This is a genomic window from Pseudomonas rhizozeae, from assembly GCF_031583775.1.
GTDB lineage: Bacteria > Pseudomonadota > Gammaproteobacteria > Pseudomonadales > Pseudomonadaceae > Aquipseudomonas.
Genome location: NZ_JAVLSB010000021.1, coordinates 236,651 through 259,150, shown reverse-complemented (window position 1 = coordinate 259,150; position 22,500 = coordinate 236,651). Strand labels below are relative to the sequence as shown.

General features: G+C 61.3%; 22 protein-coding genes. 13 read left to right on the top strand and 9 right to left on the bottom strand.

Features of this window, described 5'->3' with window-relative positions; genetic code table 11:
* Positions 1-630 carry a TetR/AcrR family transcriptional regulator gene (locus RG836_RS05490; RefSeq protein WP_310843839.1) on the bottom strand — a complete coding sequence of 210 codons (630 nt, stop codon included), beginning with the start codon at positions 628-630 and terminating at the stop codon, positions 1-3.
* A 311-nt stretch (positions 631-941) separates the two neighbouring features.
* Positions 942-2,318: a glutamine synthetase family protein gene (locus RG836_RS05485; protein WP_310843837.1), complete on the bottom strand. Its 1,377-nt coding sequence runs from the start codon at positions 2,316-2,318 to the stop codon at positions 942-944.
* A gap of 278 nt (positions 2,319-2,596) precedes the next feature.
* On the opposite strand from RG836_RS05485, the gene RG836_RS05480 reads away from it, so the two are divergent.
* From RG836_RS05480 to RG836_RS05445, 8 genes are all read left to right on the top strand, one after another.
* Positions 2,597-2,980 carry a glutamine amidotransferase gene (locus RG836_RS05480; RefSeq protein ID WP_310843835.1) on the top strand — a complete coding sequence of 128 codons (384 nt, stop codon included), beginning with the start codon at positions 2,597-2,599 and terminating at the stop codon, positions 2,978-2,980.
* Between the two features lie 43 nt (positions 2,981-3,023).
* Positions 3,024-4,382, top strand: a complete 1,359-nt coding sequence (locus RG836_RS05475) for a glutamine synthetase family protein (protein WP_310843833.1) — start codon at positions 3,024-3,026, stop codon at positions 4,380-4,382.
* A gap of 56 nt (positions 4,383-4,438) precedes the next feature.
* Positions 4,439-5,803, top strand: coding sequence for an aspartate aminotransferase family protein (locus RG836_RS05470; protein ID WP_310843831.1), 1,365 nt, complete (start codon positions 4,439-4,441; stop codon positions 5,801-5,803).
* Positions 5,804-5,986: 183 nt separating this feature from the next.
* Positions 5,987-7,084, top strand: coding sequence for a polyamine ABC transporter substrate-binding protein (locus RG836_RS05465; RefSeq protein ID WP_310844443.1), 1,098 nt, complete (start codon positions 5,987-5,989; stop codon positions 7,082-7,084).
* Between the two features lie 241 nt (positions 7,085-7,325).
* The gene (locus RG836_RS05460) at positions 7,326-8,423 is read left to right on the top strand and encodes a polyamine ABC transporter substrate-binding protein (RefSeq protein ID WP_310843829.1); all 1,098 of its coding nucleotides are present in this window, start codon (positions 7,326-7,328) and stop codon (positions 8,421-8,423) included.
* A gap of 74 nt (positions 8,424-8,497) precedes the next feature.
* Entirely contained in the window at positions 8,498-9,640 is a 1,143-nt protein-coding gene (locus RG836_RS05455) for an ABC transporter ATP-binding protein (protein WP_310843827.1), read from the top strand.
* Between the two features lie 35 nt (positions 9,641-9,675).
* Positions 9,676-10,557, top strand: a complete 882-nt coding sequence (locus tag RG836_RS05450; RefSeq protein ID WP_310844442.1) for an ABC transporter permease subunit — start codon at positions 9,676-9,678, stop codon at positions 10,555-10,557.
* Positions 10,554-11,444, top strand: coding sequence for an ABC transporter permease subunit (locus tag RG836_RS05445; RefSeq protein WP_310843824.1), 891 nt, complete (start codon positions 10,554-10,556; stop codon positions 11,442-11,444). Before RG836_RS05450 ends, RG836_RS05445 begins: the two co-directional genes overlap by 4 nt.
* Before the next feature lie 129 nt (positions 11,445-11,573).
* Here the strand turns inward: RG836_RS05445 and RG836_RS05440 are convergent, their stop codons facing one another.
* Positions 11,574-12,215, bottom strand: coding sequence for an HD domain-containing protein (locus RG836_RS05440; protein ID WP_310843822.1), 642 nt, complete (start codon positions 12,213-12,215; stop codon positions 11,574-11,576).
* 186 nt (positions 12,216-12,401) lie between these two features.
* On the opposite strand from RG836_RS05440, the gene RG836_RS05435 reads away from it, so the two are divergent.
* On the top strand, positions 12,402-13,367 hold the full coding sequence (locus tag RG836_RS05435; RefSeq protein ID WP_310843820.1) for a GlxA family transcriptional regulator: 966 nt from the start codon (positions 12,402-12,404) through the stop codon (positions 13,365-13,367).
* A gap of 4 nt (positions 13,368-13,371) precedes the next feature.
* Here the strand turns inward: RG836_RS05435 and RG836_RS05430 are convergent, their stop codons facing one another.
* Together RG836_RS05430 and rclC are read right to left on the bottom strand one after the other, a co-directional pair.
* Positions 13,372-13,596: a DUF2790 domain-containing protein gene (locus tag RG836_RS05430; RefSeq protein WP_310843818.1), complete on the bottom strand. Its 225-nt coding sequence runs from the start codon at positions 13,594-13,596 to the stop codon at positions 13,372-13,374.
* A gap of 26 nt (positions 13,597-13,622) precedes the next feature.
* Entirely contained in the window at positions 13,623-14,198 is a 576-nt protein-coding gene (gene rclC, locus RG836_RS05425) for a reactive chlorine resistance membrane protein RclC (RefSeq protein WP_310843816.1), read from the bottom strand.
* Between the two features lie 180 nt (positions 14,199-14,378).
* Here rclC and RG836_RS05420 point away from each other — a divergent pair, with 180 nt between their 5' ends.
* A complete protein-coding gene (locus tag RG836_RS05420; protein ID WP_310843814.1) occupies positions 14,379-15,284 on the top strand; it encodes an AraC family transcriptional regulator in 906 nt (301 codons plus the stop codon).
* A gap of 185 nt (positions 15,285-15,469) precedes the next feature.
* Here the strand turns inward: RG836_RS05420 and RG836_RS05415 are convergent, their stop codons facing one another.
* Both RG836_RS05415 and RG836_RS05410 read right to left on the bottom strand, forming a co-directional pair.
* Positions 15,470-17,878, bottom strand: coding sequence for a penicillin acylase family protein (locus tag RG836_RS05415; protein ID WP_310843811.1), 2,409 nt, complete (start codon positions 17,876-17,878; stop codon positions 15,470-15,472).
* A 110-nt stretch (positions 17,879-17,988) separates the two neighbouring features.
* A complete protein-coding gene (locus tag RG836_RS05410) occupies positions 17,989-18,570 on the bottom strand; it encodes a DUF6436 domain-containing protein (RefSeq protein WP_310843809.1) in 582 nt (193 codons plus the stop codon).
* A 96-nt stretch (positions 18,571-18,666) separates the two neighbouring features.
* On the opposite strand from RG836_RS05410, the gene bipL reads away from it, so the two are divergent.
* The gene (gene bipL / locus RG836_RS05405; RefSeq protein WP_310843806.1) at positions 18,667-19,605 is read left to right on the top strand and encodes a phospholipase BipL; all 939 of its coding nucleotides are present in this window, start codon (positions 18,667-18,669) and stop codon (positions 19,603-19,605) included.
* Positions 19,606-19,704: 99 nt separating this feature from the next.
* Here bipL and RG836_RS05400 read toward each other — a convergent pair whose 3' ends face one another.
* Positions 19,705-20,457, bottom strand: coding sequence for a DUF2059 domain-containing protein (locus tag RG836_RS05400; protein ID WP_310843803.1), 753 nt, complete (start codon positions 20,455-20,457; stop codon positions 19,705-19,707).
* Between the two features lie 132 nt (positions 20,458-20,589).
* Here RG836_RS05400 and RG836_RS05395 point away from each other — a divergent pair, with 132 nt between their 5' ends.
* Positions 20,590-21,222, top strand: a complete 633-nt coding sequence (locus tag RG836_RS05395; RefSeq protein ID WP_310843800.1) for a 2OG-Fe(II) oxygenase — start codon at positions 20,590-20,592, stop codon at positions 21,220-21,222.
* A 1-nt stretch (position 21,223) separates the two neighbouring features.
* Entirely contained in the window at positions 21,224-21,709 is a 486-nt protein-coding gene (locus RG836_RS05390) for a 2-thiouracil desulfurase family protein (protein ID WP_310843798.1), read from the top strand.
* 111 nt (positions 21,710-21,820) lie between these two features.
* On the opposite strand, the gene RG836_RS05385 is transcribed toward RG836_RS05390, so the two are convergent.
* Positions 21,821-22,405 carry a transporter substrate-binding domain-containing protein gene (locus tag RG836_RS05385; protein ID WP_310843796.1) on the bottom strand — a complete coding sequence of 195 codons (585 nt, stop codon included), beginning with the start codon at positions 22,403-22,405 and terminating at the stop codon, positions 21,821-21,823.
* Positions 22,406-22,500 lie beyond the last annotated feature (95 nt).

Below are 22,500 nucleotides of genomic sequence, written 5' to 3'. Positions count from 1 at the left end.
TCAAGCGCGTTTCGGCAGGTACGGCGGCAGATACAAGCCGAGGTAGGCATCGAATACGCGCATGCCTTCCTCGGCCATGCGCGGGGTGATCTGCCCGTGCTGCTGCACCGAGCGCGCGTAGACCCGATCTCCCAGCTCCATCGCCAGGGCAAACACGTCGACGTCAGTCGGCAGCCGGGGCAATTCGAAGTGTTGGTCGAACAGTTTGTGCATCAGGTCGCCGAGTTCGATGTCGTGCTGACGGTCAGCCTGCGTCACTTCGGTGAGCCCGTGCTGGGCCAGGATCAACTGGCGGGCGGCGGCGTCCTGGTCGTAGATGTCGAGCATGCGCTGCTCGACCAAGCGCGACAGGTCGCGCCAATCCCTGAGTGCCGCGTGGTCGATCGGCGCTTGCAGGCAGGCGCGAAAGGCACCGTGAACGTCGGCGGTCAGGGCTTCGAGCAGGGCCGGGACGCTGGCGAAAAAGTGGTAGACCGAGGAGGGCGGGATCTGCGCGCGCTCGGCCACGCTGTAGATCGACAGACTGTCCACGCCTTCGGCAGCCAGTAGCGTGCGGGCGGCGTCGAGGATCGAATCAATCCGCGCCTGGCTGCGGGCGCGCGGTTTGCGAACAGTGGCGGGGCGGGTCATGGCAGTCCTCCAGCGGGGCAGCGGGCATTGTACGCAGAGCGCGCCGATCTGCCATATCCCCGTGGTGCAGCACTGGCCTTGGATATCCCGATGGTGCAGCGCGGCTCTTGTGGCGAGGGAGCTTGCTCCCGCTGGGGCGCGGAGCGGCCCTGAAACCTGTGCGCTCGGTGTGCCTGACGCATCCGTGTTGCGGATGAAGGGGAGGCCTTCGGCCTCCAGCGGGAGCAAGCTCCCTCGCCACACTGATCGGTGGCGAACATAAAAAAACGCCGCAGGCTGTGGGGCCGGCGGCGTTTTTTTACTGCATCCGCTTAAACGGTGTGCAGGTACCAGTTGTATTCGAGGTCGGAGATGGAGTGTTCGAATTCTTCCAGCTCACTTTCCTTACAGGCGACGAAGATATCGATGTATTTAGGATCGATGTACCTGGCCATGACTTCGCTGTCGTCCAGTTCGCGCAGGGCATCGCGCAAGTTGTTCGGCAGGCTCTGCTCGTTCTGCTCGTAGCTGTTGCCTTCCACCGGCGCGCCGGGCTCGATCTTGTTGGTCAGGCCGTGATGCACGCCCGCCAGGACCGAAGCCATCAACAAGTAAGGGTTGGCATCGGCACCGGCCACACGGTGTTCCAGACGCACTGCGTCGGCGGAACCGGTCGGTACGCGCAGGGCCACGGTGCGGTTGTCCAGGCCCCAGCTCGGCGAGTTCGGCACGTAGAACTGTGCGCCAAAGCGGCGATACGAGTTGACGTTCGGGCACAGGAACGCCATTTGCGCCGGCAGGGTCTCGAGCACACCGCCGATTGCGTGACGCAATGCGGCGTTCTGCTCGGGATCCTCGCTGGCGAAGATGTTTTTGCCGTCCTTGTCGAGAATCGAGATATGGACGTGCAACCCGTTGCCTGCCTGACCGGGGTAAGGCTTGGCCATGAAGGTAGTGTCCATTTCATGGTCGTAGGCGATGTTTTTGATCAGACGCTTGAGCAGGACCGCGTAGTCGCACGCCTTGATCGGGTCGGCGACGTGGTGCAGGTTCACTTCGAACTGCGCCGGGGCACTTTCCTTGACGATGGCGTCGGCCGGGATGCCTTGCTCTTTCGCGCCTTCCAGAATGTCCTGGAGGCAGTCGACGTATTCGTCGAGGTCGTCGATCAGGTAGACCTGTGTCGAGTGCGGACGTTTGCCAGAGACTGGCGAGCGTGGCGGTTGCGGTCGGCCGTTCACGTTCTCCTGGTCGATCAGGTAGAACTCCAGCTCGAACGCGGCGCAGATGGTCAGGCCCATTTCGTCGAACTTGCGCACGACATTGGCCAGCACTTCACGCGGGTCAGCGAAAAACGGCTGGCCTTCGAGTTCGTGCATGGTCATCAGCAGTTGCGCGGTCGGGCGCTTTTGCCAGGGTTCATTGCACAGGGTGTCGGGGATTGGATAGCAGATTCGGTCAGCATCGCCGATGTCCAAGCCCAGGCCAGTGCTTTCCACTGTCGAGCCATTGATATCCAGAGCAAATAGAGAGGCCGGCAGGTTGATGCCTTTCTCGTAAACCTTGTGGAGGCTGGTGCGTTCGATGCGCTTGCCGCGCACCACACCATTCATATCCGCAATCAGAAGGTCAACGTACAGAACCTCAGGATGTTCCTTAAGGAACGCGTTCGCTTCGTTAAGCTGAACGGCACGCGGGGGTACCGACATGATGCAACACCTTTGTTGTTAAAAATATCAATCATTGATCTCTTCGGGTTTCAGTCAACCCGAACGGCATGCCGAAGTCAAGCAAGGCCTTTTTTGCCCTAAAAAAGCGCCAGCGAGGCATATTTGAGGCACTTTGGGGCGTTTTTTTGTGTTCGCACATCTTACGGTCCGCAAGCTTGAGCGGGCCGTGTTGTATTTTTTACGGGGGTGTTGTGTAAAAAAATGAACAAGGCTAAGCTCGATTCAAACCCATAACAGCAATAATACCGGGGTGCTGCATGTCTCGCCTGCCGTTAATCGGCGCCACCGCCTGCCCAGCGCAGCGCGGTCTGGATGCTCATCACATCAGTGGCGATCTTTACGACTTAGCTACGGCCAGCAATGCCAAAGGCATGCCGCCGGCGCTTTTGACTCGGTCCGTTCAGCCCAGTCTGCCCGATATTATTGACGGTCAGGGTGACAGCCTGTTTAACCGGACCTCTTCCAATATAGAACTTTTTCCTGCCCTCGGCCTGGCCCGTGCGCGGCGTCGTGCTCATGATTCTGCACGGCTTGGCGCGTTTTGTGCGCAGCAGTGGTTGGCGCAGGTCGCACCACGCCGGCGGCAATCACCCCTAAGCTTCACCCAATGCGACACCCCGCGACGCCGATGCGTCAACTAATGCCTGGGTCCAACGACCCAGGAAACTCAGCCTAGAGGCATTTATGAGTAACAACCTCGACCAGCTCACCGATTGGTTGAAAGACCACAAGATCACAGAAGTCGAATGCATGATTGGCGACCTGACCGGCATCACCCGGGGCAAGATCTCGCCGACCAACAAGTTCATTGCCGAGAAAGGCATGCGCCTGCCCGAGAGCGTTCTGCTGCAGACCGTGACCGGCGACTATGTCGAAGACGACATCTATTACGAACTGCTCGACCCGGCCGACATCGACATGATCTGCCGCCCGGACGAGAACGCGGTGTTCCTGGTGCCCTGGGCCGTCGAGCCCACCGCCCAGGTGATTCACGACACCTACGACAAGCAGGGCAACCCCATCGAGCTGTCGCCGCGCAACGTGCTCAAGAAAGTCTTGAAGCTGTATGCCGACCACGGCTGGCAGCCGATCGTGGCGCCGGAAATGGAGTTCTACCTGACCAAGCGCAGCGACGACCCCGACTATCCGTTGCAACCACCAGTGGGCCGCTCCGGCCGCCCGGAAACCGGCCGGCAGTCGTTCTCCATCGAGGCCGCCAACGAATTCGATCCGCTGTTCGAAGACGTCTACGACTGGTGCGAATTGCAGGAGCTGGACCTCGACACGTTGATCCACGAAGACGGCACGGCGCAGATGGAAATCAACTTCCGTCACGGTGACGCGTTGTCCCTGGCCGACCAGATCCTGGTGTTCAAGCGGACCATGCGCGAAGCGGCGCTCAAGCATGACGTGGCTGCGACCTTCATGGCCAAGCCCATGACCGGCGAACCGGGCAGCGCCATGCACTTGCACCAGAGCATCGTCAGCCTGGAAACCGGCAAGAACGTCTTCTCCAATGAAGACGGGACCATGAGCCAGCTGTTCCTGAATCACATCGGTGGCCTGCAGAAATTCATCCCCGAGTTGTTGCCGCTGTTCGCACCCAACGTCAACTCGTTCCGCCGCTTCCTGCCGGATACCTCGGCGCCGGTAAACGTGGAGTGGGGCGAAGAAAACCGCACGGTCGGCCTGCGCGTACCGGATGCGCCGCCGCAAGCACGCCGGGTGGAAAACCGCCTGCCGGGCGCCGACGCCAACCCGTACCTGGCGATCGCCGCGAGCCTGCTCTGCGGTTTCATCGGCATGGTCGAAGGCCACAACCCGAGCGCGCCGGTGGTGGGCCGTGGCTACGAGCGCCGCAACCTGCGCCTGCCGCTGACCATCGAAGACGCCCTCGAGCGCATGGAAAACAGCGCGACCATCGAGAAATACCTGGGCAAGAAATTCATCACCGGCTACGTCGCCGTAAAGCGGGCCGAGCATGAAAACTTCAAGCGCGTGATCAGTTCGTGGGAGCGGGAATTCCTGCTCTTCGCCGTCTGATGCGCCGGGCGCCGCTGCGATGGGCGGCGCCTTCCACGATTCCAAGGAGATTCGCAATGACCAGCAACAACCCGCAAACCCGTGAGTGGCAAACCCTCAGCAGCGATCACCACTTGGCGCCGTTCAGCGACTTCAAGCAGTTGAAAGAAAAAGGCCCACGGATCATCACTAATGCCAAGGGCGTGTACCTCTGGGACAGCGAAGGCAACAAAATCCTCGACGGCATGGCTGGCCTCTGGTGCGTGGCCATCGGTTACGGCCGCGATGAACTGGCCGATGCCGCCGCCAAGCAAATGCGCGAACTGCCGTACTACAACTTGTTTTTCCAGACGGCCCACCCGCCGGTGCTGGAACTGGCCAAGGCGATTTCCGATATCGCTCCGGCCGGCATGAACCACGTGTTCTTCACCGGTTCCGGCTCCGAAGGCAACGACACCATGTTGCGCATGGTCCGCCACTACTGGGCGATCAAGGGCCAGCCGAACAAGAAAGTCATCATCAGCCGCAAGAACGGCTATCACGGTTCGACCGTCGCCGGCGCCAGCCTGGGTGGCATGACCTACATGCATGAACAAGGCGACTTGCCGATCCCCGGCATCGTGCACATCGCGCAGCCGTACTGGTTCGGCGAAGGCGGCGACATGAGCCCGGACGAGTTCGGTATCTGGGCGGCCAACCAACTGGAAGAAAAAATTCTCGAGCTCGGCGTCGATAACGTCGGGGCTTTTATTGCCGAGCCGATCCAGGGCGCCGGCGGCGTGATCATCCCGCCCGACAGCTACTGGCCGCGCATCAAGGAAATCCTCGCCAAGTACGACATCCTGTTCGTGGCCGACGAAGTGATCTGTGGTTTCGGCCGCACCGGTGAGTGGTTTGGTACCGACCATTACGATCTGAAACCGGACATGATGACCATCGCCAAAGGCCTGACTTCCGGCTACATCCCGATGGGTGGGCTGATCGTGCGCGACGACGTGGTCGCGGTGCTTAATGAAGGCGGTGATTTCAACCACGGCTTTACCTATTCCGGGCACCCGGTGGCCGCGGCGGTGGCCCTGGAAAATATCCGCATTCTGCGCGAAGAGAACATTATCGAGCGAGTGCAGGAAAAAACGGCACCGTATTTGCAAAAGCGTCTGCGGGAACTGAACGATCATCCGCTGGTAGGGGAAGTGCGCGGTGTGGGGCTGTTGGGGGCCATTGAACTGGTCCAGGACAAAGCCACGCGCAAGCGCTACGAAGGCAAGGGCGTCGGCATGATCTGCCGGCAGTTCTGCTTCGATAATGGCCTGATCATGCGCGCCGTGGGCGACACCATGATTATCTCGCCGCCGCTGGTGATCAGCGAGGCGGAAATCGATGAACTGGTGGCCAAGGCGCGCAAGTGCCTGGACCTGACCCTGAGTGCTTTACAGGGCTAAGTGCTAGGCTCTGGGCGAGGTGCGCTGCGGGCACTTCGCCCAGTGCAAACAAAGGGCGGTCTTTCCTTGAAAGGCGGCCATGGATCTTGCCAGACTACCCGGCTGATTCAGTTGTCCAGCAACAGGCAACCGAACAGACCGTAAAAAGAATAAACCGGAGCAATACCCATGAAGGCATTAGGTATGAAGATAGCTGGCAAGACCCTCCTCGCCATGTCGCTGATGGGCGTGATGGCGGCTGCCGTCCAGGCGGACGACAAAGTGCTGCACGTCTATAACTGGTCGGACTACATCGCCCCGGACACGGTCAAGAAGTTCGAAGCCGAGTCGGGCATCAAAGTGGTCTACGACGTCTTCGACAGCAACGAAACCCTCGAAGCCAAGTTGCTGGCAGGCAAGTCCGGCTACGACATCGTCGTGCCGTCGAACAACTTCCTGGCCAAGCAGATCAAGGCTGGCGTTTACCAGAAGCTGGACAAGTCCAAGCTGCCGAACTGGAAAAACCTCAATCCGGATCTGCTCAAGGCCGTTTCGGTCAGCGACCCGGGTAACGAGCACGCCTTCCCGTACATGTGGGGTTCGATCGGCATTGGCTTCAACGCCGAGAAGGTCAAGGCTGCACTGGGTGCCGACGCGCCGACCAATTCCTGGGACCTGCTGTTCAAGCCGGAAAACGCCGCCAAGCTCAAGTCCTGTGGCATCAGCTTCCTCGATTCGCCAACCGAGATGATTCCGGTGGCGCTGCATTACCTGGGCTATCCAACCGACAGCCAGGACAAAAAACAACTGGCCGAAGCTGAAGCACTGTTCCTGAAGATTCGTCCTTCGGTGGGTTACTTCCACTCGTCCAAGTACATCTCCGACCTGGCCAACGGCAACATCTGCGTAGCGGTCGGTTACTCCGGTGACATCTACCAGGCCAAGGCTCGCGCGGCTGAAGCCGGTGACAAGGTCAAGGTCAGCTACAACATTCCGAAAGAAGGTGCTGGCAGCTTCTACGACATGGTCGCTATCCCTAAAGATGCGGAAAACGTCGAGGGCGCCTACAAGTTCATGACCTTCCTGATGAAGCCGGAAATCATGGCTGAAATCACCAACGCCGTGCGCTTCCCGAACGGCAACGCCGCCGCCACCGCACTGGTCGACAAAGACATCACCAGCGACCCGGGCGTGTACCCGCCAGCGGACGTGTTGGCCAAGCTGTACGCGATCGCCGACTTGCCGGCCGCGACCCAGCGGATCATGACCCGCAGCTGGACCAAGATTAAATCCGGTAAGTAAGTCGTAAACCCTGTGGGAGCGAGCCTGCTCGCGAAAAAAAATCGGAACGCAGTGGAGTGTCAGGCACCCTGCGTCACCGTTTACGACCTTCGCGAGCAGGCTCGCTCCCACACGGGTCTTTATGAAGTTTGCTGGAATGGTTTTTCGAGGGTAAGTTGCGCGCCGGTTTTGTTGCTGGGCAGCCATGGCTGTCATGTAACGCTGGGCAACTTGGGCCCAACTAATTTGAGAGGACCTTCACGTGCCTATTTTTTCTTCGTTACGCAATGCACTGCTCGCCGCCGCCGGGCTGACCCTGGCCGCCAGCGTGCAAGCCGCCGGCACTGTGCATATTTATAATTGGTCCGACTACATTGGCGAGACCACCCTGGCCGATTTCGAAAAAGCCACCGGCATCAAACCGGTGTACGACGTGTTCGACTCCAACGAAACCCTGGAAGGCAAGTTGCTGGCCGGGCGTACCGGCTACGACGTGGTGGTGCCGTCCAACCACTTCCTCGGCAAGCAGATCAAGGCCGGCGCCTTCCAGAAACTGGACAAGGCCCAGCTCACTAACTATTCCAACCTCGACCCGGTGCTGCTCAAGCGCCTGGAACAGAACGATCCCGGCAACCTCTACGCCGTGCCGTACCTGTGGGGCACCAACGGCATCGGCTACAACGTCGACAAAGTCAAAGCCGTGCTCGGCGTCGACAAGATCGATTCCTGGGGCGTGTTGTTCGAGCCGGAAAACATCAAGAAACTGCACAGCTGCGGCGTCGCGTTCCTCGATTCCGCCGATGAGATGATGCCCACGGTCCTCAACTACATGGGCCTGAACGCCAACAGCACTAACCCCGAAGATTACAAAAAGGCCGAAGCCAAGTTGCTCGCCGTTCGGCCCTACGTGACCTACTTCCACTCCTCCAAATACATCGCCGACCTGGCCAACGGTGACATCTGCGTCGCCATCGGGTTCTCCGGCGACATGTTCCAGGCCCGCAACCGGGCCAAGGAAGCAGGCAAAGGCGTGAACGTCGCCTACACCATCCCTAAAGAAGGCGGTGCGCTGTGGTTCGACATGCTGGCGATCCCCAAGGATTCGCCCAACGCCAAACAGGCTCACGCGTTCATCAACTATCTGCTGAAACCTGAGGTGATCGCCCAGGTCAGTGATTACGTCGGCTACGCCAACCCCAACCCCGGGTCGGACAAATTGATGGAGCAGTCCATCCGCACCGACGAAGCGGTTTATCCGCCGCAGAGCGTGCTCGACAAGACCTACGTGTCGATCGAGCTGCCCGCCACTATTCAACGCTTGATGACCCGCAGCTGGACCAAGGTCAAGTCGGGCAAATAGTGACCAAGGCTCAAACTATCCAAGGTTGGCTCACCTTGAGCGAACTGCACTCTTTTTTTTCGGGAGTTTCGTAAATGGCAGTTGCCTCCGGCGCCTACAAGAAAGCCCTCGAGGGCGACCAGACACCTAAACAGGTGCTGGTCAAAATCGACCGGGTCACGAAGAAGTTCGACGAGACGATTGCCGTGGACGATGTGTCCCTGGAAATCAAAAAGGGCGAGATTTTTGCCTTGCTCGGCGGTTCGGGATCGGGCAAGTCCACGCTGCTGCGTATGCTCGCGGGCTTCGAACGGCCGACTGAAGGCCGGATCTTCCTCGACGGCGTCGACATCACCGACATGCCGCCGTATGAGCGGCCGATCAACATGATGTTCCAGTCCTACGCCTTGTTCCCGCACATGACCGTGGCGCAGAACATCGCGTTCGGGCTCAAGCAGGACAAGATTCCTGCCGCCGAAGTCGACGCCCGTGTGGCCGAGATGCTCAAACTGGTGCAGATGAGCCAGTACGCCAAGCGCAAGCCGCATCAGCTGTCCGGCGGCCAGCGCCAGCGTGTGGCCCTGGCCCGTTCCCTGGCCAAGCGTCCGAAACTGCTGCTGCTCGACGAACCCATGGGCGCACTGGACAAGAAACTGCGTTCGCAGATGCAACTGGAGCTGGTGGAGATCATCGAGCGCGTCGGCGTGACCTGCGTGATGGTGACCCACGACCAGGAAGAGGCCATGACCATGGCCGAGCGCATCGCGATTATGCACCTGGGCTGGATCGCGCAGATCGGCAGCCCGATCGACATCTACGAAACCCCGACCAGCCGCCTGGTCTGCGAATTCATCGGCAACGTCAACATCTTCGAAGGCGAAGTGATCGACGACGCTGAAGGTCACGCGACGATTACCTGCAAGGACCTCGACCGGCAGATCTACGTCGGCCACGGCATCAGTACGTCGGTGCAGGACAAATCAGTGACCTACGCGATTCGCCCGGAAAAGCTCCTGGTGACCCCGGACATGCCGACCTGCGAATACAACTGGTCCAGCGGCAAGGTGCACGACATCGCCTACCTCGGCGGGCACTCGGTGTTCTACGTTGAATTGCCCAGCGGCAAACTGGTGCAATCCTTCGTCGCCAACGCCGAACGCCGTGGCCAGCGCCCTACCTGGGGTGATCAGGTCTACGTCTGGTGGGAAGACGACAGCGGCGTGGTACTTCGCTCATGAACATGCGCAAGTTCAAACGCCGGCTCAACCGAATAATTCCCAATGGCCGGCAGATGGTCATCGGGGTTCCGTTCATTTGGCTGTTCCTGTTCTTCATGTTGCCGTTCTTCATCGTCCTGAAGATCAGCTTCGCCGAAGCCGACGTGGCCATCCCGCCGTATACCGAGATCTACAGCTACGCCGAGCAGAAACTGCAACTGCTGCTGAACCTGGGCAACTACGCGATGCTGGCCGGCGACGAGTTGTACATCGCCGCCTACCTCGGCTCGCTGAAAATGGCGCTGATCAGCACCGTGCTTTGTCTGCTGATCGGCTACCCGATGGCCTACGCCATCGCCACCGCCCGCAAAGAAATGCAAACGGTGCTGGTGCTGCTGATCATGATGCCGACCTGGACCGCGATCCTGATCCGCGTCTACGCGTGGATGGGCATCCTCAGCAACAACGGCTTGCTCAATGGCTTCCTGATGAGCATGGGCTGGATCAGCGAGCCGCTGCAGATCCTCAACACCAACCTGGCGGTGTACATCGGCGTCGTTTATTCGTACCTGCCGTTCATGATCCTGCCGCTCTACGCCAACCTGGTGAAACACGACAACAGCTTGCTGGAAGCCGCGTCGGACCTGGGTTCGAGCACCTTCAACAGTTTCTGGAAGATCACCATTCCGCTGTCCAAGAACGGCATCATCGCCGGCTGCATGCTGGTGTTTATCCCGGTGGTGGGCGAGTTCGTGATCCCGGAACTGCTCGGCGGTCCGGAAACCCTGATGATCGGTAAAGTGCTCTGGCAGGAATTCTTCAACAACCGTGACTGGCCGGTGGCGTCTGCCCTGGCGGTGGTGATGCTGGCGATCCTGATTGTGCCGATCATCCTGTTCAACCGGAGTCAGGCCAAGGAAATGGAGGGCAAAGAATGAAGCGCTTCAGTTTTTCAAGCCTGATGCTGGTGCTGGGTTTGCTGTTTATCTACGCGCCGATGCTGATCCTGGTGATCTACTCGTTCAACGCCTCGAAACTGGTGACGGTGTGGGGCGGCTGGTCGGTGAAGTGGTACGTCGGTCTGCTCGACAACACCCAACTGATGGGCTCGGTGGTGCGCTCCCTGGAAATCGCCTGCTACACCGCCATCGCGGCGGTGGCGCTGGGCACCCTGGCGGCGTTCGTGCTGACTCGCATCACCCACTTCAAGGGCCGCACGCTGTTCGGTGGCCTGGTCACCGCGCCTTTGGTGATGCCGGAAGTGATCACTGGCCTGTCCCTGTTGCTGCTGTTCGTGGCCATGGCGCAGATGATCGGCTGGCCGCAGGAGCGCGGCATTGTCACCATCTGGATCGCCCACACCACGTTCTGCGCGGCGTATGTGGCGGTGGTGGTGTCGGCACGGTTGCGTGAGCTGGACCTGTCGATCGAAGAAGCGGCGATGGACCTCGGCGCGCGGCCGTGGAAGGTGTTCTTCCTGATCACCATCCCGATGATCGCGCCGTCGCTGGCGGCGGGCGGCATGATGTCGTTTGCTTTGTCGCTGGATGACCTGGTACTGGCCAGTTTCGTGTCCGGGCCGGGTTCCACGACCCTGCCGATGGAAGTGTTCTCGGCGGTGCGCCTTGGGGTCAAGCCTGAGATTAATGCCGTGGCCAGTCTGATTCTGTTGGCGGTATCGCTGGTGACCTTCCTGGTGTGGTTCTTCAGCCGCCGTGCCGAAGAAGCGCGCAAGCGCGCGATCCAGCAAGCCATCGAAGAAGCGGCGGCAGACGGTTGGAAACAACCGGACATCCGCCGGGCGCCGGCGCCGAAAACGGCTTGACTGTCGCCTCCAATGTGGGAGCGAGCCTGCTCGCGAAAGCGGTGTATCAGCCAACATTTTTGGCGACTGACACTTCGTCTTCGCGGGCAAGCCCGCTCCCCCAGGGTTTTGAGTGGCCTTTGAATAGGCTCAGGACACCCAAGGCGACTTGCGGATGATCTCGACGAAATTCATCGGCTTGAAGCCTGGTTGGCTGTCTACCAGCACATCGGCATTCACCGTGCCGAAGGTGGTGTCAGGCCGGTGCTTGAAGCCATCGGCGAAGGCACACAGGATGCATTCCTTGAAACCGTCACCGCGCGGGTGGGCATGCACCACGGCTTCACATTGCACGGTGGAAAACGCCGCGTAGTCGAGGCCCAGCACGTCCATCTCGACGCCAGCAGTCACCAGGGCCACGTTCGGGCGCAGGTGATGCACGACGTTCGGCGTGGTGTGCAGCGCGATCGATAACCACACCTGCTCAATGTCGGCATCGGAAAACCCATAAGGCTTGAGGAACGCCTTGGCGGCGTTGGCGCTGTCGACTTCGAAGCGCTCGGTGTCGCTGCGGTGGCCTTCCACCAGGCCCAGGTCATGGAACATCGCGCCCACGTAGAGCATCTCCGGATCGTACTTGAGTTGCTTGCGTTCACCGGCCAACGCACCGAACAGAAACACCCGGCGGGAATGGTGGTAGAGCAGGTCGGATTCGGCATCGCGGATATATTCAGTGGTGGCCTTGGCCAACGCGCTGTCGGGGATTTTGATACCTGCAATCGTGTTCGTCATCGTCGGACTCCTCGCCAAAGCACCGGTGCGGCGCTGATGAGTCCAGTCTGTGCGCGCCGGCAAAAGCGGACAATCGGCCCATGGCTGCGATCCTTGCCAATCAACGCGTACTTCGCGCCATATGGCTTCTTGGCCGTGAATTGGCTAGGGTGGCTCAGCCGTTCCTCACCCCCAAGGCGCCAGACCATGAGCAAAACCGTAGCCATCGTGGTATTCAACGGCGTGCAGTCCCTGGACGTCACCGGCCCCATGGACGTATTCGCCGAAGCCAATCGTTTCCTCGCCCAAGAGGATCACTATCGGCTGGAGGTGATTGGCGTCGAACGCGGGGCGATGGCGTGCTCCAACGGCCTGACCTTGCAGGCCCATCGGCACTTCAGCGAAGCGCTGCAACCTTATGACCTGTTGCTGACCGCCGGCGGGCCGCAGTTGCCGATGCTGGATTTCGGCCCGGCGTTCGATGCCTGGCTGCGCGATGCCACGGCGTTGGCGTCGCGCTTCGGTTCGATCTGCAACGGCGCGTTCATGCTGGCACGGGCCGGTTTGCTCGAAGGTCGCACCGTGACCACCCACTGGAACGACGCCGCGGCCCTGGCGGCTCTGTGTCCAGGCGCGCGGATCGATGCGGATCGTTTGTACGTGCAGGACGGCGAGTTGTTCACGTCGGCGGGGGTCACGGCGGGTATTGATCTGTCGTTGTACTTGCTGGGCCGCGATCATGGCCCGCAAGTCGCCCTGAGCGTGGCCAAGCGGCTGGTGGTATTCACCCAACGCTCTGGTGGCCAGTCACAGTTCAGCCCGTTCCTTACCCCGCATGCCGAGCCGACTTCAGCCGTCGCGCTGGTGCAGTTGTACGTGCTGGCGAACCTCACCGGGGATTTGTCGATCGCTGATCTGGCCGCTGCGGCCAACATGAGTGCGCGCAATTTTTCTCGGGTGTTTGCCCGTGATGCCGGGATGACGCCGGCGGAATTCGTTGAGCGGGCGAGGGTGGATGCCGCGCGGGTGATGCTGGAAAGCACCGCGGCCCCGCTCAAGACCGTGGCCTATCAATGCGGTTTTCGCGATGCCCAGCATATGCGCAGTGTGTTCAATCGACGCTTGGGGGTCACGCCGCAACAGTTTCGCCTGAACTTTGCGGCGATGGTCTGAGCCCTCAACTGCCCGCGCAACCGTTGCCCAGCACCGAGTAGCTCACGGTGTGCTGCACGCCGCGGGAGTCTTCGTAGACCAGCTCCACCGGGACTATCCCGCACGCCTTGCTGGTGTCGGTGATGCTGATGGTTTTCGCCACATCCAGCGGGACACCGGTGTGGGCCTGTTCGGCGGCGAAAACGCTGCTGGCGGCCAGGGTGAGGAATAAGGCAGTGATGATTTTCATGGTAGTTCTCCAAGGATTCAGAAGGTTCAAGCGTTAAGGTCTTTGAGCAAACGGCGGGCGGAGTCGGCCATCACGGGCAGGGCTCCAGCGAGCATCAGGACATCTTTGAGCACCAGCCGACCGCCGCCGGACAAGAAGGGGAAGCCGTGCTCGGCATCACCGCCCGCCGCGACCCAGGCCTCCGGCGTGGTGATCAGAAAACTCAAGGTCACCAGCGGCGTGGCGAACGCCAGTGCGCCACCCAGCAGGCCGGTCTTGCGTGAGAGAGGGTTCGACAGCACCAACAGACCGATCAGGATTTCCACCACGCCGAGGCCGTGGGAGAAGCCGTAGGTGTTGTTGGCGGTTTGCCAGGCGCGTTTCTCGGGGTTCAACTCGCCTTCGTGGGTCAGGTGCGCCTTGTAGTCTTCAGGGTGTTCGTAGAAGAACGACATGAACGGGCTGTTGGCGACGAAGGGGGTGATGCTGTCGGCTTCGTAGGGCACGAACTTCAGTGCGCCGATCCACAGGAACACGATGGCGATGGCCAGGCGCATCAGGTGGGTACCGAGGGTGTCGAGCTTGCCGATTTGGCGCAGCGCGGTGGTCATGGAATGCAACATGGGGCTTCTCCGGTCATTCACAGTGTGTGAGTCGATGGGAGAAGTCTGGGGTTTTGCCCTGTCGGGCTTTTGTGCGTCGCGCTCAGTTTTTTGCTCGATCGTCTCAATGTGCAGGCGACCGAGCCGATGATGAAAAAATCGCTTAGTCTTGGCCTTCCGCGTTTTTTGCAATGGGCTGCCATGAATTCAATCGACAAACTCATTTCGCTGGCCAACGTGCGCGGCAGTCTGGATCTGCGCTGTCAGTTCCAGGGCGACTGGGCCCTGGAGCATGGTCAGGAAGCGCTAGGCATGGCGCCGTACCACATCGTGCTGGCGGGGGAGTGTCGGGTGGAGTTCCCCGATGGCCAACGCCTGCCGATGCGTGCCGGGGACATTCTGCTGTTGCCGTCAGGCACCGCGCACGTGATCCACAGCCCCGGCAAAACCGTCGCACCGCGCAAGCCCGAGGTGATTACTGGCGGGGTGTTGAGGGTGCATCGCATTGGAGGCGCCAGCCCGGACCTGGACATGCTTTGCGGCCGCTTCCATTACAACCGCGCGTCGCTGCTGTTTGCCGCGTTGCCGGCGTATTTAGTGATCCCCAGCGGCGCGCTACCGGCCAATGGGCCGTTGACGGCCCTGGTCGCAATGCTGCGCGGTGAGGCCGATGGCGAGCAGGCGGGAGCGCGGTTCTTGCTCGATGCGTTGTCGCAGGCGCTGTTCACCCTGATGCTGCGGGCGCACCTGGCCACGCACGGCCAGGACAGCGGCACTTTGGCGCTGCTGGCGGACAAACGCCTGGGCCGCGCCTGGCAGGCTATGCTCGCCGACCCCGCCCACGACTGGACCATCGACAGTCTGGCAGAGACTGCAAGCATGTCGCGCGCGACCTTCATGCGGGCGTTCGTAAAGGTGGCCGGGGTCTCGCCGTGGTTGCTGCTCACGCAAGTGCGCATGGAGTTGGCATTCAGCCTGCTGAGCCACTCCCATCTGGGTCTGAACGACATCGCCGCACAGGTGGGGTATCAATCGCAGGCGGCGTTCAGCAAGAAATTCAAGGAAGTGTACGGCGAGGCGCCTGGGCGGGTGCGCAAGGGGATCTGACTTTCAGGGGCCGGACGGGGCCTCTTTGCGAGTAGGCTCGCTCCACACTGGGTCCATGGTCGACATAAATACCCTGTGGGCGCCGGCAAGCCCGGCTCCCACAGGGTATTTTCAGTGCGATCACTATCAGGTGAACACCCCACAACCCTGTGGGAGCTGGCTTGCCAGCGATAGCTGTCCCCGGTTCACTTCGCCGCCCGCGCCGGCAAAAATTTCAACGTGCTGCGGGTATTCGCCGTCACTTCCTCTTCATTGAAATGCGCCTGCACATACTCCCCTTCGACATACGCCTCGGCCTGGTCGTCGTAATGGCGGTCGAACGGCACGCCGCTCTGGCCGACCGGGTTGATGGTCAGGCTGTGGGCGGTATCGGCGAAGTCGATCAGGCGTCGAGTCGACGGGCCGTAGGTGACTGGCCAGGGTGCCGGACCGATGTTGGCCGACAGGTTGTTCGGCACTTCATGGCTGCCGGGCGCCGCGAACGGGCCGACGTTAAAGATCCGGTCCAGCGGCTTTTGCTGGCCCAGCGGATGCCCGTGGGTGAGGGTGTGCGCGGCGCCCCACTGCCATTGGCTCGGGTCGGCGCCGAAGGTGCTTTGCAAATGCGCGATGCTCGCCCGCCATGCCACTTTCACTGTGTCGGCGCGAGTTTCCTTCGCCGGGGTCTGGCGGTTGTCCCACCATGGCGAATCGGCAGATGCCGCCAGCCGTGGCAACGCAGAATCAATCACCCGTGTCGATAACAGCGTCTTGAACAACTCGTCACCCAATTCATCGTGCAGGGCACTGTCGGCGAGGTTGAACAACAACTGGTTGAACAACGTGGCGCTGGTCGAATCCAGCGGGTAATCGCCTTTCCACTGCGCCAATTGCTCGACCAGTTTCAGCTCATTGGCGTCGCTGACCACCTCGCGCAACACCGGCAGCAAAGGTGCCAGCAGCCGCGGTCCGTAGCCGGTGGTGGTACCAAGCTGTAGTTTCTGGCTGGTTTCCAGATCCCATTTCACGCTTTTGTCACTGAGCTGACGGTTAAGCTGTTGGCCACGATCCGCCAGGTTGTAGTAGCCAGGGATTTCCATGCCGGTCGGTGAAACCGGCTGGAAGTTGGCCGAGAGGATGTAGCCCCGCGCCGGGTTTTCTTCCTGCGGGTTGGCGCTGAACGGATAGAAGCCTTCCTTCTCGGCCTGCGGGCTGCTGCCGTCGAGAATGAAACCCGGCTTGGCCCCCGCCGCGCGTTTGGGCAGCAGTGCCGCAGCCCACCAGGCGATATCGCCCTTGGCGCTGGCCCAGACAATGTTCAGCCCCGGCGCCTGGACTTTGGCCGCCGCCGCACGGGCCTTGGCCAGGGTGTCGGCGCGGTTGAGCTGGTAGAAACCGTCGAGGATCGGGTTCGGCGTTTCGAGGAAGGCCCACCACATGGCGATCGGGGTTTTGCCAGCGTTTGGCCCGATGACATCGTTGACGATCGGGCCGTGGGGCGATTGGCGCAACAGCAATTTAACCGGCGCCTGGCCCTTGACCGCGATCAGTTGCTCGCTGCTCACCAGGTCAACCCATTGGTCGCGGTACCAGACCTGGTTGGGATTGTCCGGGTTGACCTTTTCCGCGATCAGATCGAGGTCATCGTTCTGGAACATGGTGATGCTCCAGCCGAAATCGCGGTTGAAGCCGAGGCTGGCGAACGGCATCAGCGCTTGGTAGTGGCCGTAGAGTTCAAACCCCGGCGCACTCAGCTGCGCCTCGTACCACACCGACGGTGCCGAGAAGCGGATGTGCGGGTCACCGGCCAGCAGCGGTTTGCCACTCTTGGTATGGCTGCCGGACACCGCCCAGGCGTTGCTGCCCTCGAACTGCGGCAGGCCGTTGTCGGCCAGGGCCTGCTCGCTGAGGCGGGCGAGGGCGTTGAGGTCTTTCCAATCATTGGCCGACAGCGCCGGGGACTTGGCTGGACCATTGACCAACACACCCTTGGCCTGCCAGTCGAGGTCGAACAGATTCAGGTACGGCTCGCCCAATTGATCACGAACATACGTCAGCAGCGGCTCGGTGCGGAACGCGGCGGCGAAGCTGTAGGCCATGTAGCCGGCGATGCTGAAGGTGTCTTCGGCGGTGAACGGACGTTTCTGAATACCCAGCACGTCGAACTCCACGGGTTTGCCGTGGCTGTCCTGATACTGGTTGATACCGTCCAGATAAGCCTGCATGGCGAGCCAGGTCGGCGAGGTTTTGTCGACGCTTGCCATGTAGGTGTCGGCCCGTTCGCGAATGCGCAGGCTGCGCATCAGCTTGTCGGTGTCGAGCAGTTTCGGCCCCAGCACCTCGGCCAGTTCGCCACGGGCCAGGCGCCGGAGAATTTCCATCTGGAACAGCCGGTCCTGAGCGTGCACGTAGCCGAGGGCGCGATACAGGTCGGTTTCGTTGTCGGCGCGAATGTGCGGCACGCCGCGCTCATCGAAGCGCACGGTGACCGAGCCTTGCAGGTGTTGCAGTTCCACCATGCCTTGGCGCGAGGGCTGCTTGCTGTAGAGGTAACCGCCGACGCCAATGGCGAGGACGACGATCAACAGCGCGAGGACGCTCAGCCAGCGTTTCATGGTGACTCCTTGTGGACAAAGTTAGCGGCTATTCCTGGCCGTGTGGTGTACCACGGCCGACCCGCCCGGCGCATCGCCCCTAGGAGGTATTCGTCCGGGGTTTGTCAGCTTCACGGCGGGGTCTCTGCTGACCAGGGGCAGTAACAACCCACCGCCAGCGTGTGCGTGGCATCGACCTCGCGCCCTGCATTCAAGGCTTGCAGGATTGGTTCGATAAAACTGTTGTTCGAGTTGCAGGTCAGGCCTTCGCTGTACGGGCCGAAGTAGGCAAGCTTGCCGCTGCGGTCCCAGATTGCCACGGCCGGGCTGGCGGGCAGTTGCTCGGCGCCAGGCAGGACCTCAATGGTCTTCAGCGAGCTGAGGGTTGCCGGCAGTTGGCCGTGGCTGCCGCTTTTTTGCACGGCGAAGAACTGCACACCCTGCGGGCCGTACTGCTGGACCAATTCGGAGAGGTGTTGCTGGTTGCCGACATTGCACGGGCAGGCCGGGTCCCAGAAGTGCACCAGGCGAATCGCGCCGGGGCCGGCAAGACTTTCCGGCAAGCGCAGCGGGTCGCCGGAAAACACCGCCGTGTGCGAACTGAACGCCCGCAGATAACGCCCCTGAAACCAGTCATACGCGGCCCACAACACGGCGGCGCACACGAGGGCGAGCAGGCTGGCGAGCAGGGTTGTGCGGTAGGACGGGCGCATGGGATCAATCCTCGGAGGTCGCGTAGCTTGCCATGCTTGCCGCGACAGATGAATATCGCAGGCCGATAAAGTCTGATTTGCGCTTTGGAATACGCCATGCCTGCCACGTTTGACCCGGATCACCTGCGCGCCCGCCTGCGGCCATTGGCCGAGGCACGCCCTCTGTCGGAGGAAGACCTGGCCTACCAGCAGTTCTATGGCTTGGAGTTGGGTGAGCGCCGTGGCATGGGGCGCTTCGAGGTGGCGGGCTATGAACTGGTCAGCCACGTCTGGTGGCCGGCGCGGCCTAAGGCGACGCTGTTTCTGTTCCACGGTTTCTACGACCACACAGGGCTCTATCGCCATGTGATCGAATGGGCACTGGCTCAGGGTTTCGTGGTGATCGCCTGCGACTTGCCGGGCCATGGTTTGTCCAGCGGCGAACGGGCGAGCATCGGTGACTTCGCCGAGTATCAAGCGGTAGTGCAAGGTTTGTTTGCCGAAGCTGTTTCGCTGCAATTGCCGCCGCCATGGCACCTGTGCGGGCAGAGCACTGGCGGTGCGATCGTGATCGACCACGTGCTGAACAGCGGCGCCGACAGCCCGGCCCAGGGCCAGGTGATTCTGCTGTCACCGCTAGTGCGGCCGCGCGCCTGGGGCTGGTCGCAGCTCAGCTACAACCTGCTCAAACCCTTCGTCAAAGGCATCGCCCGGCGTTTCAGCGAGAACTCCAACGACCCGGCGTTCTTGCCGTTCCTGCAGGCCGATCCTTTACAACCGCGGCGCTTGCCGACCGCGTGGGTGGGTGCGCTGGCCAAGTGGATCAAACGCATCGAAGCCGCGCCGGGCAGTGCGCGGCGGCCGCTGATCATTCAGGGCGAGGCGGACATGACGGTGGACTGGCAGCACAACCTTGAAGTGCTCAACGCCAAGTTCGATCGACCGCAGGTGTTGATGCTGCCTGAGGCGCGGCATCACCTGGCCAATGAGAGCGTGGCGTTAAGGGATGAGTATTTCGGGTTTCTGAGTAAGCGGATCAAGGGCAGGAATCTGTAGCGCCTGTTCTGGCTTCTTCGCGAGCAGGCTCGCTGCCACAAAGGAGATTCAACGTGGGAGCGAGCCTGCTCGCGAAGGCGGCCCCTCAGGCGCTGCAAATCACTGCGCCAGATTCGAAGAACTCTGCCCCACCGCCAACCCCGCGCGAATCGCTGCCAGCGCCGCCTGGTAATACGCCTTGCCTTCAGTGGACTCAGCGAAGGTGGCGAACTCTTCCAGCTCGGTATCCGACAAGTCGCGGTAGACGTACAGCAGCGTGTTGTTGAGGTCGCTGCCGATCTGGTCCATCAAGCGCTGGCGCTGGCCGTTGAGCATGCCTTGCGCCTGGCCGCCGCCGAGCAGGCCGGGGATCATCGAACTCAGGCTATCCGCCGCGACACCGGCAATCGCCAGGCTGACCTCGGCCCCGGCTTCACGGGCCGGCAGTGCCTGGGCCAGGTGGCCGACGATCAACTGACGGTTGTCGCTGGCTTCGATCTTCGGCAAGCCCTTGGCGTTTTTCGCCAACTGGTCGCGGCGAGTCGCCAGCAACTCGGCGGCGACGATCTTCTTGCCAAGGGGCGACTGGAAAAACGTCAGCGCCGGTTTCGGATCGGCGAGGTTTTTGCGCAACTGCGCTTCGGCCCGCTGATCCATGGCTTGCGGCGCAAAACGTTGATTGCTGTTGTTGACCAGGGCCTGGAACACGGCTGGCGGCAGGCTGTTCTGATAGCGTTGCTGCGCGGCGGCCAGGGCGTCGTTGAAATGCGCGCGCTGGTCTGGCCAGCCGGCGACCTTGTACAACTGGTCGTGGCCGTCTGCCCAGGCGGGCAATACACAGAGCATCAGCAGTGAGAAAAGCAAACGGCGCATAGGGACTCCTGTCAGCAGGCGACTATTCTCCGGGGCAGGGCGCAAGTTGTCGAGAATTCGTATCAGCCTTGTCGTCTTATCCGACGACTCTCCGCCACGCGGCTCTGTCGGATTTTCAGGCACAGGAATACTATGCGCGCCATGCCCATACCCTCTGATCATCCACTGCTGTTACGCATCGTCGACGACCTGGCCACACGCGGCTGGTCGCAGCAGAATATTTTCCTGCCCCAGGCTCTGACCCTGGCGCTGGCGGCCGAGTGCCGTAAACGTTCGGCCGAGGGCGAACTGGCGCCAGCGGCGGTGGGGCGCGGGCCGTTTTCGGAGATCCGCGAGGGTATCCGCGGCGATCACATCCAGTGGCTGGAGCCCGGTCAGGTGGCGGCTTGCGACGATTACCTGAGCCTGATGGACAGCCTGCGCGAAGCCATGAATCGCGGTTTGTACCTGGGCCTCGAAGACTTCGAGAGCCACTTTGCGCTGTACCCGCCGGGGGCGTTTTATCGCAAGCATGTCGACCGCTTCCGCGATGACGACCGGCGCATGGTCTCGGCCGTGATTTACCTCAACGACGCCTGGCTGCCGGAGCACGGCGGGCAGTTGCGCATGTACCTGGAGAACGACGCAGCCTACGACGTGCAGCCCACCGGCGGTTGCCTGGTGGTGTTTCTCTCCGGCGATGTGCCCCACGAAGTCTTGCCGGCGACCCGCGAACGCCTGTCGCTGACCGGTTGGTTCCGCCGGCGCGGCAACGAGCCGTTCTGACATGCACAAGATTCTGGTCAGCCGTTGCTTGCTGGGGCACCGCGTGCGTTACGACGGTGGTGCGAGCGGGCCGTTCGATGTTCTGCAGCAATGGATCGACGAGGGGCGGGTGGTGCCGTTGTGCCCGGAAGTGGCCGGCGGTTTGCCGACCCCGCGAGCAGCAGCGGAAATACCCGGTGGGCAGGGCAGCGAGGTGCTCGATGGCCTGACGTCTGTGATCACCGTCGAAGGCCAGGACGTCAGCGCCGAGTTTCTCAACGGCGCGCATCAGGCGCTGGCACTGGTCCGCCAACACGGCATCTGTATCGCCGTGCTCAAGGCCAACAGCCCGTCGTGTGGCAATCGACAGACCTATGACGGCACGTTCAGCGGGGTCAAGGTCAGCGGCGAAGGCGTCACCGCGGCGCTGCTCAAGCGTCATGGGGTATTGGTGTTCAGCGAGCTGGAGCTGGCTGAGGCTGGCCAGGCGTTGGCAACGCTGAACTGAAGCTCGGCATAACGCCAAAGTGGGAGCGAGCCTGCTCGCGAAAGCGGCGTTTCATCCAACGATGATGTTGGCTGATACGCCCTCTTCGCGAGCAGGCTCGCTCCCACCGGTTTATGGCTTCGGTGCTGCATCCTTGTCGGGTTGCAGCCATTTCTGCGACAGCGCCTCCAGTCGCCCATCCGCCTTGATCCGCTGCATCGCACTGGCCAGGCTAGTGTGGAACGCCGGGTTGCCTTTCTGAAACGGAATCGCCAGGTCGACTGGCGTGTCGGGCTTCTTCTCTGCATTCAACGATTGCACCAGCACCATCGGCCGTGGCGCGTCGTCCTGCATGGCGATGCGTTGAGAACTGGCCTGGCCGTAGGATTCGCTGAAGTCGAAACGATCCTTGAGTTGCGGGGTCACTGCTATGTGGTTGAGGGCGATGTCGTATTTGCCGCTTTCGACACCAGGGAGCAACTCGGCGGCGTCCACCACGACAAACTCGGCGCGTACATCCAGCTCGTTGGCCAAAAGTTGTCCGAGCTCGACTTCGAAGCCCGTGAGTTTGCCGTCGTCCCTGAAATTGAAAGGCGGAGTGTTGGCCTCCAGGGCAATACGCAGTTCGCCACGGTCGTTGATGTCATCAATGAGTTCGGCATGAGCCAGAGGGCTCAAGAGAGGCAGCAGGCAGATCAGGCCAGGCAGAAAACGCATGGTCACTCCTTTGAATTTCATGTACGCGGCCCCTCCGTTGGGGGTGCGCTTTGCTATGGTTGTCGAGAGCCTTCGACAACGAATGGTCATGAAGT

Coding starts and splice junctions, on each gene's coding strand:
- RG836_RS05490 (WP_310843839.1), bottom strand. CDS start 630: ATGACCCGCCCCGCCACTGTTCGCAAACCGCGCGCCCGCAGCCAGGCG.
- RG836_RS05485 (WP_310843837.1), bottom strand. CDS start 2,318: ATGTCGGTACCCCCGCGTGCCGTTCAGCTTAACGAAGCGAACGCGTTC.
- RG836_RS05480 (WP_310843835.1), top strand. CDS start 2,597: ATGTCTCGCCTGCCGTTAATCGGCGCCACCGCCTGCCCAGCGCAGCGC.
- RG836_RS05475 (WP_310843833.1), top strand. CDS start 3,024: ATGAGTAACAACCTCGACCAGCTCACCGATTGGTTGAAAGACCACAAG.
- RG836_RS05470 (WP_310843831.1), top strand. CDS start 4,439: ATGACCAGCAACAACCCGCAAACCCGTGAGTGGCAAACCCTCAGCAGC.
- RG836_RS05465 (WP_310844443.1), top strand. CDS start 5,987: ATGAAGATAGCTGGCAAGACCCTCCTCGCCATGTCGCTGATGGGCGTG.
- RG836_RS05455 (WP_310843827.1), top strand. CDS start 8,498: ATGGCAGTTGCCTCCGGCGCCTACAAGAAAGCCCTCGAGGGCGACCAG.
- RG836_RS05445 (WP_310843824.1), top strand. CDS start 10,554: ATGAAGCGCTTCAGTTTTTCAAGCCTGATGCTGGTGCTGGGTTTGCTG.
- RG836_RS05440 (WP_310843822.1), bottom strand. CDS start 12,215: ATGACGAACACGATTGCAGGTATCAAAATCCCCGACAGCGCGTTGGCC.
- RG836_RS05435 (WP_310843820.1), top strand. CDS start 12,402: ATGAGCAAAACCGTAGCCATCGTGGTATTCAACGGCGTGCAGTCCCTG.
- RG836_RS05430 (WP_310843818.1), bottom strand. CDS start 13,596: ATGAAAATCATCACTGCCTTATTCCTCACCCTGGCCGCCAGCAGCGTT.
- rclC (WP_310843816.1), bottom strand. CDS start 14,198: ATGTTGCATTCCATGACCACCGCGCTGCGCCAAATCGGCAAGCTCGAC.
- RG836_RS05420 (WP_310843814.1), top strand. CDS start 14,379: ATGAATTCAATCGACAAACTCATTTCGCTGGCCAACGTGCGCGGCAGT.
- RG836_RS05415 (WP_310843811.1), bottom strand. CDS start 17,878: ATGAAACGCTGGCTGAGCGTCCTCGCGCTGTTGATCGTCGTCCTCGCC.
- RG836_RS05410 (WP_310843809.1), bottom strand. CDS start 18,570: ATGCGCCCGTCCTACCGCACAACCCTGCTCGCCAGCCTGCTCGCCCTC.
- bipL (WP_310843806.1), top strand. CDS start 18,667: ATGCCTGCCACGTTTGACCCGGATCACCTGCGCGCCCGCCTGCGGCCA.
- RG836_RS05400 (WP_310843803.1), bottom strand. CDS start 20,457: ATGCGCCGTTTGCTTTTCTCACTGCTGATGCTCTGTGTATTGCCCGCC.
- RG836_RS05395 (WP_310843800.1), top strand. CDS start 20,590: ATGCGCGCCATGCCCATACCCTCTGATCATCCACTGCTGTTACGCATC.
- RG836_RS05390 (WP_310843798.1), top strand. CDS start 21,224: ATGCACAAGATTCTGGTCAGCCGTTGCTTGCTGGGGCACCGCGTGCGT.
- RG836_RS05385 (WP_310843796.1), bottom strand. CDS start 22,405: ATGCGTTTTCTGCCTGGCCTGATCTGCCTGCTGCCTCTCTTGAGCCCT.